The organism is Streptomyces sp. NPDC029151 (assembly GCF_055564315.1).
The window spans coordinates 130,262-142,663 of the sequence record NZ_JBVHWQ010000002.1 but is presented as its reverse complement, the minus strand read 5'-3'; the positions used below and the strand labels follow the sequence as shown (position 1 = coordinate 142,663).

General features: G+C 71.2%; 19 protein-coding genes. 15 read left to right on the top strand and 4 right to left on the bottom strand.

Annotated elements, in window-relative coordinates; translation table 11 throughout:
- Nucleotides 1-217: 217 nt before the first annotated feature.
- Nucleotides 218-1,147, top strand: coding sequence for an ankyrin repeat domain-containing protein (locus tag ACZ4VF_RS08435; protein ID WP_467923972.1), 930 nt, complete (start codon nucleotides 218-220; stop codon nucleotides 1,145-1,147).
- Here ACZ4VF_RS08435 and ACZ4VF_RS08430 read toward each other — a convergent pair.
- Both ACZ4VF_RS08430 and ACZ4VF_RS08425 read right to left on the bottom strand, forming a co-directional pair.
- Nucleotides 1,135-1,605, bottom strand: a complete 471-nt coding sequence (locus ACZ4VF_RS08430; RefSeq protein ID WP_467923970.1) for an NUDIX hydrolase — start codon at nucleotides 1,603-1,605, stop codon at nucleotides 1,135-1,137. The two genes, ACZ4VF_RS08435 and ACZ4VF_RS08430, sit on opposite strands and share 13 nt — an antisense overlap.
- A gap of 28 nt (nucleotides 1,606-1,633) precedes the next feature.
- Nucleotides 1,634-2,365: an XRE family transcriptional regulator gene (locus ACZ4VF_RS08425; protein WP_467923968.1), complete on the bottom strand. Its 732-nt coding sequence runs from the start codon at nucleotides 2,363-2,365 to the stop codon at nucleotides 1,634-1,636.
- A 157-nt stretch (nucleotides 2,366-2,522) separates the two neighbouring features.
- Between ACZ4VF_RS08425 and ACZ4VF_RS08420 the strand changes: the two genes are divergently transcribed.
- The 13 genes from ACZ4VF_RS08420 to ACZ4VF_RS08360 all read left to right on the top strand — a co-directional run bounded on the left by ACZ4VF_RS08420 (nucleotide 2,523) and on the right by ACZ4VF_RS08360 (nucleotide 9,818).
- On the top strand, nucleotides 2,523-2,879 hold the full coding sequence (locus ACZ4VF_RS08420) for an SCO3933 family regulatory protein (RefSeq protein WP_030346257.1): 357 nt from the start codon (nucleotides 2,523-2,525) through the stop codon (nucleotides 2,877-2,879).
- 2 nt (nucleotides 2,880-2,881) lie between these two features.
- On the top strand, nucleotides 2,882-4,237 hold the full coding sequence (locus tag ACZ4VF_RS08415) for an FtsK/SpoIIIE domain-containing protein (RefSeq protein ID WP_467923966.1): 1,356 nt from the start codon (nucleotides 2,882-2,884) through the stop codon (nucleotides 4,235-4,237).
- 82 nt (nucleotides 4,238-4,319) lie between these two features.
- A complete protein-coding gene (locus ACZ4VF_RS08410) occupies nucleotides 4,320-4,478 on the top strand; it encodes a hypothetical protein (protein ID WP_467923964.1) in 159 nt (52 codons plus the stop codon).
- Entirely contained in the window at nucleotides 4,478-5,164 is a 687-nt protein-coding gene (locus ACZ4VF_RS08405) for a DUF2637 domain-containing protein (protein ID WP_467923962.1), read from the top strand. Before ACZ4VF_RS08410 ends, ACZ4VF_RS08405 begins: the two co-directional genes overlap by 1 nt.
- A gap of 22 nt (nucleotides 5,165-5,186) precedes the next feature.
- Nucleotides 5,187-5,378: a mobile element transfer protein gene (locus tag ACZ4VF_RS08400; protein WP_353755690.1), complete on the top strand. Its 192-nt coding sequence runs from the start codon at nucleotides 5,187-5,189 to the stop codon at nucleotides 5,376-5,378.
- Between the two features lie 13 nt (nucleotides 5,379-5,391).
- Nucleotides 5,392-5,550, top strand: coding sequence for a hypothetical protein (locus ACZ4VF_RS08395; protein ID WP_107051289.1), 159 nt, complete (start codon nucleotides 5,392-5,394; stop codon nucleotides 5,548-5,550).
- A gap of 16 nt (nucleotides 5,551-5,566) precedes the next feature.
- Nucleotides 5,567-5,881: a SpdD-like protein gene (locus ACZ4VF_RS08390; protein WP_467923960.1), complete on the top strand. Its 315-nt coding sequence runs from the start codon at nucleotides 5,567-5,569 to the stop codon at nucleotides 5,879-5,881.
- 94 nt (nucleotides 5,882-5,975) lie between these two features.
- Entirely contained in the window at nucleotides 5,976-6,527 is a 552-nt protein-coding gene (locus ACZ4VF_RS08385) for a GGDEF domain-containing protein (RefSeq protein WP_467923958.1), read from the top strand.
- 85 nt (nucleotides 6,528-6,612) lie between these two features.
- Complete coding sequence (locus ACZ4VF_RS08380; protein ID WP_467923956.1) at nucleotides 6,613-6,795, top strand: hypothetical protein; 183 nt, start codon at nucleotides 6,613-6,615, stop codon at nucleotides 6,793-6,795.
- Nucleotides 6,795-6,998 carry a hypothetical protein gene (locus tag ACZ4VF_RS08375; RefSeq protein ID WP_467923954.1) on the top strand — a complete coding sequence of 68 codons (204 nt, stop codon included), beginning with the start codon at nucleotides 6,795-6,797 and terminating at the stop codon, nucleotides 6,996-6,998. Before ACZ4VF_RS08380 ends, ACZ4VF_RS08375 begins: the two co-directional genes overlap by 1 nt.
- Complete coding sequence (repSA, locus tag ACZ4VF_RS08370; RefSeq protein ID WP_467923952.1) at nucleotides 6,995-8,371, top strand: replication initiator protein RepSA; 1,377 nt, start codon at nucleotides 6,995-6,997, stop codon at nucleotides 8,369-8,371. Before ACZ4VF_RS08375 ends, repSA begins: the two co-directional genes overlap by 4 nt.
- A 2-nt stretch (nucleotides 8,372-8,373) precedes the next feature.
- Nucleotides 8,374-8,577, top strand: coding sequence for a helix-turn-helix transcriptional regulator (locus ACZ4VF_RS08365; RefSeq protein ID WP_401046150.1), 204 nt, complete (start codon nucleotides 8,374-8,376; stop codon nucleotides 8,575-8,577).
- Nucleotides 8,577-9,818 (top strand): tyrosine-type recombinase/integrase, encoded by a 1,242-nt coding sequence (locus ACZ4VF_RS08360; RefSeq protein WP_467923949.1) that lies wholly within the window; start codon nucleotides 8,577-8,579, stop codon nucleotides 9,816-9,818. Before ACZ4VF_RS08365 ends, ACZ4VF_RS08360 begins: the two co-directional genes overlap by 1 nt.
- 136 nt (nucleotides 9,819-9,954) lie before the next feature.
- Here ACZ4VF_RS08360 and ACZ4VF_RS08355 read toward each other — a convergent pair whose 3' ends face one another.
- Both ACZ4VF_RS08355 and dapA read right to left on the bottom strand, forming a co-directional pair.
- Entirely contained in the window at nucleotides 9,955-10,575 is a 621-nt protein-coding gene (locus ACZ4VF_RS08355) for a TetR/AcrR family transcriptional regulator (protein WP_467923947.1), read from the bottom strand.
- A 68-nt stretch (nucleotides 10,576-10,643) separates the two neighbouring features.
- Nucleotides 10,644-11,543: a 4-hydroxy-tetrahydrodipicolinate synthase gene (dapA, locus tag ACZ4VF_RS08350; RefSeq protein WP_467923945.1), complete on the bottom strand. Its 900-nt coding sequence runs from the start codon at nucleotides 11,541-11,543 to the stop codon at nucleotides 10,644-10,646.
- 131 nt (nucleotides 11,544-11,674) lie between these two features.
- Here dapA and ACZ4VF_RS08345 point away from each other — a divergent pair, with 131 nt between their 5' ends.
- On the top strand, nucleotides 11,675-12,208 hold the full coding sequence (locus ACZ4VF_RS08345; protein WP_467923943.1) for a DUF3618 domain-containing protein: 534 nt from the start codon (nucleotides 11,675-11,677) through the stop codon (nucleotides 12,206-12,208).
- Nucleotides 12,209-12,402 lie beyond the last annotated feature (194 nt).

The window sequence follows — 12,402 nt, the reverse complement described above, 5'->3', positions numbered from 1 at the left end:
GGGTGTCTCCCCACTTCATGCCCGCAGCCGCCGAGCGCGCCGCCGGGCGCGGCCAGCCGGGGCGCAGACAGGAGGCAGGCCGCGCCGCAGAGGCGGCGCGCGCCCGCGCCGTGCGCGGGCTCTTGATGAAGTAGGGAAAGTTGTACCGCACCCATGATCAGCATCGCTCGATCGTGGCCCTGTCGGCTCACCACGCGTCTCGACTACCGTTCCCGGTATGCCTTCTGCACTGGACACGCCTCAGGGAGCGTCTGCACTCGCTGAGTCTCTGCTTCCTCAGCTCGGGAACCGCTGGCTGCACACTCAGGCGGTGGCTGCTCGTGCTCAAGAGGCTGCCGCGGCTGTGCGTGAGGCTGATCGGGACCTCCTCGTCGCCGCAGCCTGGCTGCATGACATCGGTTACGCTCCCGAACTCCGTCACACCGGGTTCCATCCCCTCGACGGCGCCCGTCACCTGGAAACGCTGGGTGCGCCGGCGCGCCTCGTACGGCTGGTCGCCCATCACTCCGGGGCTGTGTACGAGGCAGACCAGCGAGGGCTGTCGGCAGAGCTGGCCGTGTACGAGCGGGAGGACTCCCCGGTCCTCGACGCGCTGATCTTTGCTGACATGACGACCGGGCCCGCCGGGCAGTCCTTCGACTTCGACACCCGCATTGACGAGATCCTGGTCCGCTACGAACCGGGTAGTGAAGTGCACAACGCGATCAGCGGAGCGCGTCCCTACCTCGGCGCCGCGGTGGAGCGCACCCAGCGACGGATCGCGGCGTTCACGGCACTGCCGCCGAGCCAACGGGCGATCATCGACGGAAGCGGTTGGTGGCCCCCGACGCTCTTCGCAGTGGAACATCAGGACGTGGAACTACTGGCTCGACTGCTCGACGCCGGCGCAGACCCCGACGAAGGCGACGGTGCGACTCCGCTGACGCACGCGATTGGGACGGAAGGCGATGTCGCGCTGCAGAGCGGTGATCCGCTCACCGTGGCAACGACGGCAGTACTCCTCGCATACGGCGCAGACCCGGAACTGCCCGATGCGACTGGCGAGACGCCGCTCCAGGTAGCCGAGTACTACGACCACGCCCCTGCTATCCGGTTGCTGCGCCGGCATCTGCCGGGCGGTAGCTCCGGGAAGCCTCAGCCGATGTAAGGCTCGGTCCGGCTGGCCAAACCGTGCTCGATCCGCATGCGCATCGACGGGTGGATGTTCAGCTCGTCCAGCCTGCTCGGATCAACGAACGCCACCTCCTTGCTCTCGCTGCTCGTCCGCAGCTGGCCGCCGAGGATGCGGGCGTGGAAGCAGATGGAGAACTGTTGGCGGACCTCGCCGTCGTCGTACGCCATGACGTGTCCCGGGTTCGTGTAGATCCCGACCAGGCCGGTCACCTCCACGTCGAACCCGGTCTCTTCCTTGGTCTCGCGTACCGCCGCGTCGGGGGCTGACTCGCCCAGGTCGATACCGCCTCCGGGCAGGGCCCACAGGTCGTTGTCGGTCTTGTGAATCAGCAGGACTTCTCCGGCCTCGTTGCGGGCCACGGCGGTCACGGAGGGGACGAGGCTGTTCGCCTTCGGAGCGTTCGGATCGTTGAAGTAGTCGACTCGTGCCATGTAATCAGCGTTGCACGTCCGGGGCCTGCTATGCCGTCCGGCCCTGCTCCCACGCGTAGTCGAAGCTCCGCATGTAGTGCCGGAACGTCCGTGCCCCCGGCAGGTACTTGAAGTGCATCACCGGGTTCTGCCCGGCGGGAGCTCCGAGCACATGAGGGTTCACCAACACGTCGTCATCGAACCGGTAGATCGAGTTGTAGAGGATCGTGTCGTGCAGGCGGACTTCGACGCCGGGCGTCGACATGGCGGGTTGCAAGTAACGGCGAGTGATCCGGGCCCTGGCCGCGAGGTCGTCGCCGATGCCCTCCTCTTCGCCACGCTGGCGGACGGCATCGGACTCCGGATCGCCCAGCAGGATGCGAACCTGAGCGCCGGCCTTCGCCTTGTCGGCCAACTGGTCCGGCAGGTCGGGGTGGCTGTCGAAGAGGAACAGTCCCGCGTACACCAGAATGTCGATCTGATCCGTCGCCTTCTCGATCAGGGACGACCACAGCGGGGCAGGGACCGCACCACGGTGCGGGTAGTAAGTGATCAGCTCGGAGGCGCTCGCCTTTTCGGCCTGCTTCTCGGCTGAGGGCCAGAGATACACCTCGTCGGTCCCGAGGAAGCTCGCGGCCTTCCAGCGGTGCCCGCGGTGGGGAGTCCGGTTGGTGGTGATCCAGCGCTCGACGCTCTTGGGGTCCACTCCGACGTGCTCGGCAACGGACTGGATCGTCTCGCCCTTCGCTGAAATCGCCGCGCGGAGACGCTCGTTCGCCATGACGTGTCCTCCCTCAGGACCCGTAGGGACGTTTTGACGGTACCTCAGACGTCCCTGAACGTCCATACGGACCGTGATGCGTCCAACCCTCCTCGCGGTCTCCTGGTCTCACCGACGGGATGTCGGCCAAAGCCTCAATGCGTCAGGAGACAAGACGATGCGTCAGATTCCCGTGGACACCTCCGCCGCGACCGTGATGGTCGCCAAGACCCCGCAGCCCAAGGTCAAGGACCGCCGTACGGGCGAGATCGCCACCGACGTCGAGACCGGCGCGAAGCTGATGACCGTCGACGTGATGTTCGCGGCGAACGACGAGGTGGAGATCCTGTCCATTACCGTCCCCGAGCCGGGCATCTCCGGTGAGCTGACCATGGGTACCCCGGTCGCGCTCACGGGCCTGATCGCCCGGCCGTGGGAGAACGACTTCAACGGCCAGAAGCGGCACGGCATCGCCTTCCGCGCGGTCGCCGTCACGTCCTTGGTCGCCGCTGCCGCGAACTCGAAGGCGGCCTGATCATGACCGGCTTCACGGTCGCGCTGGTGCTGGTCGTCGCCGCTGCGGGTCTCCTGCGGTGGCGGCGCCCCGCCTGGTACTGGCTGACCTTCGGCGTCTCCCTCGCGAGCCTGCGGGTCCTGGTCCGCTACGCCTCCGTCATGGACGCCTGCGGGCTGACCGTCCCGCCCTCCCGCTGGCGCCTGGCCCTGGCCCGGGTCACCAACCGTCCGATCCCGGAGTCCCGCCCACCGCGCATCCTGCGCTTCCGCCCAACCCGGACTGGCCTGGTCCTGCGGCTGGGCCTGCGGCCCGGACAGGACGCCTTCGACGTCGCCGCCGCCTCCGACCGGCTGCGGCACTCCTTCTCGATGTACGGAGTCACCTCGCGTGAGGTGCGCTCGGGGGTCGTGGAAGTGCGGATGACCGGCTACGACGTCCTCAAGCGGGTGCAGATGCCCGCCAAGGTCGACACCCGCCCGATGCGGGTCCCCGTCGCCCTGCGCGAAGACGGCTCGGTGCACTACCGCGACTACCGCGCCGTCCCGCACGCCCTCACCCTCGGGGCCACGGAGTCCGGGAAGTCCGTCTATCAGCGCAATCTGGTTGCCGGGCTGGCCCCGATGGACGTCGCCCTGGTCGGCATCGACTGCAAGCAGGGGGTTGAGCTGTTCCCGCTGGCCCGCCGGTTCTCAGCCCTCGCCGACAACCCCGACACCGCCGCCGAGCTGCTGGACGCGCTCGTGTCCCGCATGGAAGGGATCTACCAGCTCATCCGGGCCGAACAGCGCATCACCGCCGCGGTGCCGGACGCGGAGATAGCCGCCGACATCTGGGACCTGCCCGACCACCTGCGACCGGTGCCGGTCGTGGTCCTGGTCGATGAGGTCGCCGAACTCGCCCTGTTCGCCAGCAAGGAGGAGGAGAAGCGGCGCGACCGCATCATCACCGCGCTGGTCCGCCTCGCCCAGCTCGGCCGCGCGGCCAGCATCTACCTCGAAATCTGCGGGCAGCGCTTCGGCTCCGAACTCGGCAAGGGCATCACCATGCTCCGCGCCCAGCTCACCGGCCGCACCGCGCACCGCGTCAACGACGAGACCAGCGCGAACATGGCCTTCGGCGACATCTCCCCGGACGCCGTCCTCGCTGCCGTCCAGATCCCCGCAGAACGGCGCGGCCTCGCCATCGCCGGGGATGTCACTGGGGGCTGGCACCGCATCCGTGCCCGGCACACGTCGCTCCGGCAGGCCGTCAACACCTGCAACCGGCATGCCGCCCGCACCCCGGACCTGCCCGAGCTGGCCCCCTTCCGGCCGGAGTTGACCGCTCCCGCTGCAACAGCAGTGCCGCTGTCCAAGACGGCTCCTGCCACGGCCTGACCACCCCGCTCCCCGGTTGGCGCGACCGCTTTCGCGCCAGGTCCCTACCCCTGCCATGCCTGATGAAGGGAGAACCCCCGTCATGTGCCCCGACTGCGAGGACTTCGCCCGCACCGTCCTGCTCCTGGGCCAGCTCGGCCTCTACGCCGACACCACCGGCGCCGACCTCGACTTCGTGGACGCCGTCAGCCCGTCTCTGGCCGCCTCGCTCCCGCAGGCGCCGACCGGTGAGGAGTCCTGATGGCCGGCCGTCGCGGTCTGCGCGTGGACGCCGTCCTGGTCCAAGCCGTCATCGCCGGAGCCTTGTCCTTCGCCCACCTGCACGACCTGGCCGCCGCTGCCGGGCAGGACGGCTGGAAGGCCTGGGCCTACCCCGTCTCCGTCGACCTCCTCCTGGTCGCCGCCTGGCGACGGCTCCGCAGCGAGGGCCCGTCCCGCTTGGCCTGGTGCTGGTTCCTCATCGCCCTCTTCGCCTCACTGGGCGCCAACGTCGCCACCGCAGGATTCCTCGATCTGACGGACCCGCCCGCCCTGCTCCGCCTCGGCATCGCCGGATGGCCCGCGCTGGCCTTCCTCGGCGGCACCCTTCTCGCCCACTCCGCCAAGCAACCGACGACCGAGCCGCCGGCACCCGACCCGGCCACGGCAACCGACATCGCGGACGACCGCGAACCGGCCCCCGAACCCGCCCCGGACCCGGAGCCCGCTACGGCCACCGAGCCCGTCCCGGCCCCGGTGGACGAACCGGCGGCGCTTCCGCCCGCCGATCCGGTGCCCGCGGTTCCCGCCGTCCTGGTCGACCACGCCCGCAAGGTCGCCGCCGACTACCGCGACCGCACCGGCGCACCCATCGACACCGACACCCTGCGCGCCCGCCTCGGCGTCCCGCCCCACCTCGCCGACGCCATCGCCGCCCAGCTCGCCTGACCCGGAAGGAGAAGCAGCCGCCATGCCCGCCCGCGACAACTTCCACTCCCTGATGCGGATCGGCCCCGTCCAGATCGGCACCCACCGCGACCGCAACGGCCGGACCAAGTACGCCGCCGTGTGCACCGCCGACCGCTGCGGCTGGTCCGCCGACTACTCCAGCCAGACCGCCGCCCAGCTCGCCGCCCGCACCCACCGCTGCCGCGTCCGCTAGGAGACCCACCGCCATGCAGGTCCCGCTCTGGTTCGCCCTCGCCGTCGTCGGCTACCTCGGCGTCAAGCTCATCCGCCCGCCCGCCTGGCTCATCGCCGTCCTCCTCCTCGGCGGCTACCTCCTCGCCGACAGCGTCCTCGCCCCCGCCATCGACACCGCCCTCACCAAATAGCGAAGGGAGAACCGCCATGCTCCGCCCGAAGATCCCCACCATGCCCACCCCGACCGCACTCGTCTCCCCGCCCACCGTCATCGAGCCGACCACCGTGGTCCAGCACCACCCGGCGCCCGCCCCCGCCCCGGCCGCCCAGGCCCCCTCCCGGCCCACCGTCCAGCTCACCCCCGGCGCCGTCCTCGCCCTCGTCGGCGGCGGCACGGCCGTGGTCCTGGTCGTCGGCGCCGTCCTGGTCTCCATGCTCCTGGCCGTCGCCGTCACCGGCGCGTCCGTCGCCGTCTGCGCCCTGGTGATCCGCTCGCTCATCTCCTCGCAGCACCGCCGCTGAACGGTCCCAGGGGCGACGCACAAGCCGCCAAGCACGCCGCCGCTCCTGGGACCGGGTCCCGCCAAACCAACCGCCATCGCCAAAGGACAACGTCATGGACCTGCACATAGCCGCGAGCATCGTGCCGTTACTCGGCTGGGCCGTGCACGGCGGCATCCTCACCCGCCGCCTCGTCTCCGCCCGCCGCGACCCGCTCACCGGCCTCCTGACCCGCGCCGGATGGACCACCCGCGCCGAACACCGCATCCGCCGGCACCCGACCGCCGCCGTCCTCCTGGTCGACCTCGACCACTTCAAGACCCTCAACGACACCCACGGCCACGCCGCCGGGGACGCCGCCCTCGCGGAGATCGCCGCCCGGCTGCGCGCCTGGTGCGGACGCAACGGCACCGCCGGCCGCCTGGGCGGGGACGAGTTCGTCGCCGTGATCCGGGACCTGGCCGCCGTCGACCTCGACGCACTGACCGCCGCACTTCACCAGCCGCTGCCCTACGCCGGGACGTCGCTCCCGCTGGCCGCTTCGGTCGGCGTCTGCCCCGTCGCAGAGCTGGCGATGCCGCTCCTCACGGACGCGCTCGCCGCCGCCGACGCGGCCATGTACGCGACCAAGGGCCGTACCCGCCGGGGCTCCCGCACCACTCGCTGAAAGGCCACCGGGTGGCGCACAAGCCGCCAAGCACGCCGCCACCCGGGGCCGTTCCTTCCAACCGCAATCGAAAGGAACCACCATCATGGCCCACCACACCCCGCCCCCGCCGAGGATCTGCCCGGCCTGCGACGGCTTCGCCTCCGCCGCCGTCACCCTCGGCGGCCGCGACCACCAGGGCCACCTGCGCACCATCACCGCCCACTGCCCGGCCTGCCAGGGCACCGGCACCACCCGCCCCGCCCGCCGGCAGGGGGTGAGCGTCTGATGCCCCGCCGCTGGAGCCTCGGAGTCGACCACATCCTGTCCGACGGACTGGACGGCGACTACGACCGCCTGAAGAAGACCGCCAAAGCCCACCAGCTGCACGACACCGACCGGGCCACCAAGCCCGGCCGCCACGGCCGCTCCTCCAACGCCGCCGCGAGCGAGGACGCCAACACCCCGCAGAAGCGAGGTTGGCGCCGTTGACCCCGAAAGCCCTGCTCGACCCGACCACCCTCGGCGACCTGCTGAGGGTGGCTTCGGCCTCTGACTACCACCGCTGGCAGGAACAGATCCGCCGCACCGGCGGCTGCGCCGACCCCATCCACCTGACCGGCTGGGTCCTGCACAAGGACAAGACGACCGGCGAGACCCTGCACCACTACTCCACCGAGGGCGAACCCGGCGGACGGCTCCGCCTCGCCTGCGGCAACCGCCGCGCCACCCGCTGCCCGTCCTGCGCCTGGACCTACGCGGGCGACACCTACCACCTCATCCGCGCCGGCCTCGCCGGGGACGACCGCCGCGACATCCCCGCCACCGTCCGCGACCATCCCCGCGTCTTCGCCACCTTCACCGCCCCCTCGTTCGGCCGCGTCCACAACCGGCCTGATCGGGGCGTCTGCCGCTGCGGCACCCGCCACGCCGCCGACGACCCCACACTCGGCACGGCCCTCGACCCGGAGACGTACGACTACGCGGGCGCGGTGCTCTTCAACAACCACGCCGGACAGCTCTGGCAGCGCTTCACTAACCGGCTCCGCCGGGAGGTCGCCGCCCGCGCCGGCCTCTCACAGCGGGAGCTGAAGGAATGCGCCCGGCTGTCGTACGGCAAGGTCGCAGAGTTCCAGAAACGCGGCGCCCTGCACTTCCACGCCGTGATCCGCCTCGACGGACCGGAAGGCCCCGACACCCCGCCGCCCACCTGGGCCACGGTTGACGTCCTCTCCGACGCGATCCGTGCCGCCGCCGCGCACTCCTACACCTCGGTCTCGGTCCCAGCCGCCGCCGACCAACCCTCCCGGACCTTCCGCTGGGGCCGACAGCTCGACGTCCGGCCGGTCAAGGCCTTCGGGGACGGCTCCGACATCACCGAACAGGCCGTCGCCTCCTACGTCGCCAAATACGCCACCAAAGCCGCCGAGAACACCGGAAGCCTCGACCGCCGCATCGGCGAACTCTCCGAACTCGACCGCCACGGCGTCCCCGACCACACCCGCCGCCTGATCGAAGCCTGCAAGCTGCTCGACCCGCTGTATCCCGACCGACGCCTGTGGGCCTGGGCACACATGCTCGGCTTCCGCGGCCACTTCTCCACCAAGTCCCGCCGCTACTCGACCACCCTCGGCGCTCTGCGCCAGGCCCGCGCCGACTACCGCGCCGCGCAGGAGCAAGCAGCCCTCGGCCTCGACGACCAGGAGCCGGACACCGTCCTCGTCCTGGCCGACTGGCAGTACGCCGGCCACGGCCACACCCCCGGCGAATCGGTCCTCGCCGCCACCATCGCCCGCGATCTCCAACTCAACCGCGAAACCGCCCGCGAAGCACTTGCCGCACTGTCACAGGAAGGGGAGTGGTGACCGTGGCGACACGTCTGCCCGACCGGTACCTGACGCCTGAGGACCTAGTCGAGCTGTTCGAGCTGCCCAGCGTCGAGACGGTCTACCAATGGCGCCGCAAGCGCATCGGCCCCCGCGGGTTCCGTGTCGGCCGGCATCTCCGCTACGACCCCGAAGACGTCCGTGCCTGGGTGAAGTCCCGTATCGAAGAAGGAGTCGCCGCGTAATGGCCGGACACGTCCAAGACCGCTGGTACAAGAGCGTCCCCGGCCCCGACGGCAAGACCGTCCGGGTCAAGACCGACCGATACGGCGTCGGCCACCGCTACCGCGCCCGGTACATCGCGCCGGACGGCTCCGAGAAGTCCAAGAGCTTCCCGGACAAGCAGAAGCGCAAGGCGGACCAGTGGCTCGCCAACATCGAAGCGGACATGTCGCAGGGGCGATACATCGACCCCGCTGCGGGCTCCGTGACCTTCGGCGAGTACGCCAAGAAGTGGATGGCGGCGCTCACCATCGACCCGGTGACCCGAGAGAGTGTCGAGATCCGTCTCAGGGTCCACGCCCTTCCGTACCTCGGTGATCGACCGATGGCGGCTTTCCGTCCCTCCCACCTGCGTATATGGATGCGGGAGCTGGAAGCCACGGGACGCGCGGCGTCCTACCGGCGATCGATCTTCGCCAACGTGTCCGCCGTGTTCACGGCCGCTGTGGAAGACCGGATCATCGCCGAAAACCCCTGCCGCGCTCGTTCGGTCCGGGCACCGTCCCTCGATGGGCGCAAGGTCAAGCCCTGGTCCATCGAGCGCGTGATGGCGGTGCACGACGCTCTACCGGACGCCTACCAGGAGATGGTGTCCCTGGGGGCGGGGTGCGGTCTTCGCCAAGGCGAGATCTTCGGCCTGGCCCTCGAAGACGTCGACTTCCTCGGGGGCACGGTCCACGTAGTCCGGCAGGTCAAGCTGCTCCGAGGCACACAGGCGGTCTTTGGCCCGCCCAAGGGCGGCAAGGAACGACATGTGCCGTTGCCCGAGACGGTCTCCTTCGCGCTGGCCGCGCACATCACCAAACATCAACCGGTCGAGATCACCTTGCCGTGGAAGACGCTCGACGGTCCGCCCGTGACAGCCTCGCTGCTCTTCGTCAAAGATCAGTGCCGAGCGCTGAACCGGCTGCGCTTCAACCAGTCGGTGTGGCGTCCGGCGCTGACTTCCGCCGGCATCCCCTTCGGACGCGAGAACGGCATGCACGCCCTCCGCCACTTCTACGCCTCCGTGCTCCTGGACGCGGGGGAGAGCATCAAGGCCCTGAGCGAGTACCTCGGTCACCACGACCCGAGCTTCACGCTCCGCACGTACACGCATCTGATGCCGAACAGCGAGGCCCGGACCCGGGCTGCCGTGGACCGGGTGTTCCGGGATCCGGGTGACACCGAGGACGGCCCCGGAACGGCCCTGGAGGCAACATGACCCCGTGACCTGCACCGACCTCAGAACAGCCACAACTGACACCCCCCGCACCGCCGGAGCGCCCCGCACCACGAACGAGGTGCGGGGCGCTCCGGCAGGGGAGCCGGGTGCTTCCCGTGTGGCCGTGGGGGAGTCGCTAGGCGGAGCCGGTGAGGGCCTCCGGGATCAGCGCGAGGGTCTCCTCGACCAGCTTCTTCAGGGTGTCGCGGTTTCCCTCGGCGCCCTCGGCCGTCCACTCCAGGGACGCCGTGTGCCAGACGGCCACGAAGATCTCCACGGTCAGCCGCACGCGCATCCGGTCCACGTCGGCGCCGGCCCGTCCGGTCACCGTCTCCACGATGGCCCGCGTGGTCTCCTGGCAGTACCCCAGGCTGTGCGCCCGGAGCGCGGGGACGCCCTCCGCCAGCTCACGGGTGGCCAGGAAGCGGCGGTCCCAGTCCGGGTCCATGGCGCCCAGCGTGGTGTCCAGGGCGAGGCGCAGCGTCTCCAGGAGCGGGCCGGCCGGCTCCACGGTGGCGACGTGGTCCAGGTACGCCGACCACAGGTCGCCGTCGGCGGCGAGCGCGACGTCCTCCTTCGATCGGTAGTTCCGGAAGAAGGTGCGCTTGGACACCTCCACCGCGTCGCACAGGTCGTCGAGCGTGGTGGCGTCGTATCCGCGTTCGGTGAAGAGGCGGAGCGCGGTCCCGGCCAGGGCTCGGCGCGTACGCAGCTTCTTCCGTTCCCGCAGGGGCAGGTCGCGCAGGTCGTCGCTCACACCGGGGACTGTACGGGCACACCCGGGCCGCCGACAGCCGGACCCCGTGGTCCGCGGGCGCGCGCCGCTCAGAGCGCGGGCAGCGCCTCGTACCGCGCCAGCAGCCCGTCGGCCGTCTCCGGGCCGGCGGGCAGCAACGGCGCGCGGACCGGGCCGCCGGGCAGACCGAGGCGGGCCAGCAGGGCCTTCGCCGTGACCGTGCCGGGCAGCCCTGAGTCCATCATCGCCTCGGTCAACGGGGTGAGGGCCAGCTGGAGTTCGGTGGCCCGGGCGGTGTCACCGGCGTCGAAGGCGGCCAGGATCGCGGCGATGTGGGCCGGTGCGGCGTTGGCGACCGTGCTCACACAGCCCGCCGCGCCGACCGCGTACAGCGCCAGCACGTGCTCGTCGCAGCCCGCGTAGTACGCCAGGTCCGTCCCGGCCAGCACCTTCAGGGTGCCGAGGATGTCGTAGGAGCAGTCCTTGACGGCCACGATCCGGGGATGCGCGGCCAGTCGCATCATCGTCTCCGGTTCGATGCGGGTGCCGGTGCGGCCCGGGATGTCGTAGAGCATCACCGGTACCTCGCTCGCGTCGGCGACCTGGCGGAAGTGGGCGGCCACGGCCTCCTGCGGGGGCCGGCTGTAGTACGGCGTCACCACCAGAACGCCGTCGGCGCCCGCCTTGCCGGCCGCCAGCGCCAGCTCCACCGTGTGCCGGGTGTCGGAGGTGCCGACGCCCGAGACCACCGCGATCCGGTCGCCGACCGCCTCCCGTACGGCCGTCACCAGCCGCGCCTTCTCCTCGTCGGTGATGGTGGGCGACTCGCCCGTGGTGCCGTTCAGGACCAGGCCGTCACAGCCCCGCGCGACCAGGTGCGCGGCCAGCCGCTGTGCGCCGTCCAGGTCGAGGACGCCGGACCCGGTGAACGGCGTGACCATGGCGCACAGGACGCGGCCGAAGGGCGAGGGGGTGCGTGAACTCGTCATGGGAGTAGTCTCGGCACCTCGTTGGTGAAGCTCTACTTAATTTTTCTACGAGATATTGATAAAGATTGCTGAACATTCCCGGGCGCGCCCCCGGGTACCCGGGGGCTGTACAGGGAGGAGGCGGCATACCGATGAGGCACAGGAACGCGCACCACGCGGGCGCCAAGGGCCCCGACGAGCTGCGGCAGCAGATCGAGCAGGCACGGCACCGGCTCGGTGACACGGTCGCCCGGGTGACGGGCCGGGCCGAGGTCAAGGAAAGGGCCCGGGTGCGGGCCGTCGACCTGATGGACAAGGCCGGCGCCATGACCGTCCAGCTGCGCGCCGGCGCCGCGCAGGCGGGGCACGGCGTGCAGGACCGGGCGGTCAGGGCGGGACACCTGGTGCAGGAACGGGCCGCCCAGGTGGGGCACACCGCGCAGGAAGGCATGGCGAAGGCCGGTCATCTGGTGCAGGAGCGGGCCGGACACGGCTCGCACGGCGTGCGGGACCGGGTGCTGCGGGCCGGGCGTACCGCGCGGCACGACGTACGGGCACCGCGCTCGGTGCGGTCCGTCATGGGCACCGCCGCACGGAATCCGCGCCCGGCACTGATCCTGGGCGCGGCGGGCGCCGCGGTCGTCGGCGCCGCCGTGATCTGGCGCCGCATCGACCGCCGCCGGTGACCGCGGCGCCGGTCACGGCGCCGACCACGGCACGGCACCGGTCACGGCGCCGACCACGGCACGGCGCCGGTCACCGCGCTGACCACGGCACCGGCCGTGGCGCGGGGGGGGGGGGGGGGGGGGGGGGGGGGGGGGGGGGGGGTGGGGGGGGGGGGGGGGGGGGGGAGGAGGGGGAGGGGGGGGGGGAAGCGGGC

What these genes read in the sequence shown, in the direction of transcription:
- ACZ4VF_RS08435 (WP_467923972.1), top strand. Translation starts at nt 218, where the DNA reads ATGCCTTCTGCACTGGACACGCCTCAGGGAGCGTCTGCACTCGCTGAG.
- ACZ4VF_RS08430 (WP_467923970.1), bottom strand. Translation starts at nt 1,605, where the DNA reads ATGGCACGAGTCGACTACTTCAACGATCCGAACGCTCCGAAGGCGAAC.
- ACZ4VF_RS08425 (WP_467923968.1), bottom strand. Translation starts at nt 2,365, where the DNA reads ATGGCGAACGAGCGTCTCCGCGCGGCGATTTCAGCGAAGGGCGAGACG.
- ACZ4VF_RS08420 (WP_030346257.1), top strand. Translation starts at nt 2,523, where the DNA reads ATGCGTCAGATTCCCGTGGACACCTCCGCCGCGACCGTGATGGTCGCC.
- ACZ4VF_RS08415 (WP_467923966.1), top strand. Translation starts at nt 2,882, where the DNA reads ATGACCGGCTTCACGGTCGCGCTGGTGCTGGTCGTCGCCGCTGCGGGT.
- ACZ4VF_RS08410 (WP_467923964.1), top strand. Translation starts at nt 4,320, where the DNA reads ATGTGCCCCGACTGCGAGGACTTCGCCCGCACCGTCCTGCTCCTGGGC.
- ACZ4VF_RS08405 (WP_467923962.1), top strand. Translation starts at nt 4,478, where the DNA reads ATGGCCGGCCGTCGCGGTCTGCGCGTGGACGCCGTCCTGGTCCAAGCC.
- ACZ4VF_RS08400 (WP_353755690.1), top strand. Translation starts at nt 5,187, where the DNA reads ATGCCCGCCCGCGACAACTTCCACTCCCTGATGCGGATCGGCCCCGTC.
- ACZ4VF_RS08395 (WP_107051289.1), top strand. Translation starts at nt 5,392, where the DNA reads ATGCAGGTCCCGCTCTGGTTCGCCCTCGCCGTCGTCGGCTACCTCGGC.
- ACZ4VF_RS08390 (WP_467923960.1), top strand. Translation starts at nt 5,567, where the DNA reads ATGCTCCGCCCGAAGATCCCCACCATGCCCACCCCGACCGCACTCGTC.
- ACZ4VF_RS08385 (WP_467923958.1), top strand. Translation starts at nt 5,976, where the DNA reads ATGGACCTGCACATAGCCGCGAGCATCGTGCCGTTACTCGGCTGGGCC.
- ACZ4VF_RS08380 (WP_467923956.1), top strand. Translation starts at nt 6,613, where the DNA reads ATGGCCCACCACACCCCGCCCCCGCCGAGGATCTGCCCGGCCTGCGAC.
- ACZ4VF_RS08375 (WP_467923954.1), top strand. Translation starts at nt 6,795, where the DNA reads ATGCCCCGCCGCTGGAGCCTCGGAGTCGACCACATCCTGTCCGACGGA.
- ACZ4VF_RS08360 (WP_467923949.1), top strand. Translation starts at nt 8,577, where the DNA reads ATGGCCGGACACGTCCAAGACCGCTGGTACAAGAGCGTCCCCGGCCCC.
- dapA (WP_467923945.1), bottom strand. Translation starts at nt 11,543, where the DNA reads ATGACGAGTTCACGCACCCCCTCGCCCTTCGGCCGCGTCCTGTGCGCC.
- ACZ4VF_RS08345 (WP_467923943.1), top strand. Translation starts at nt 11,675, where the DNA reads ATGAGGCACAGGAACGCGCACCACGCGGGCGCCAAGGGCCCCGACGAG.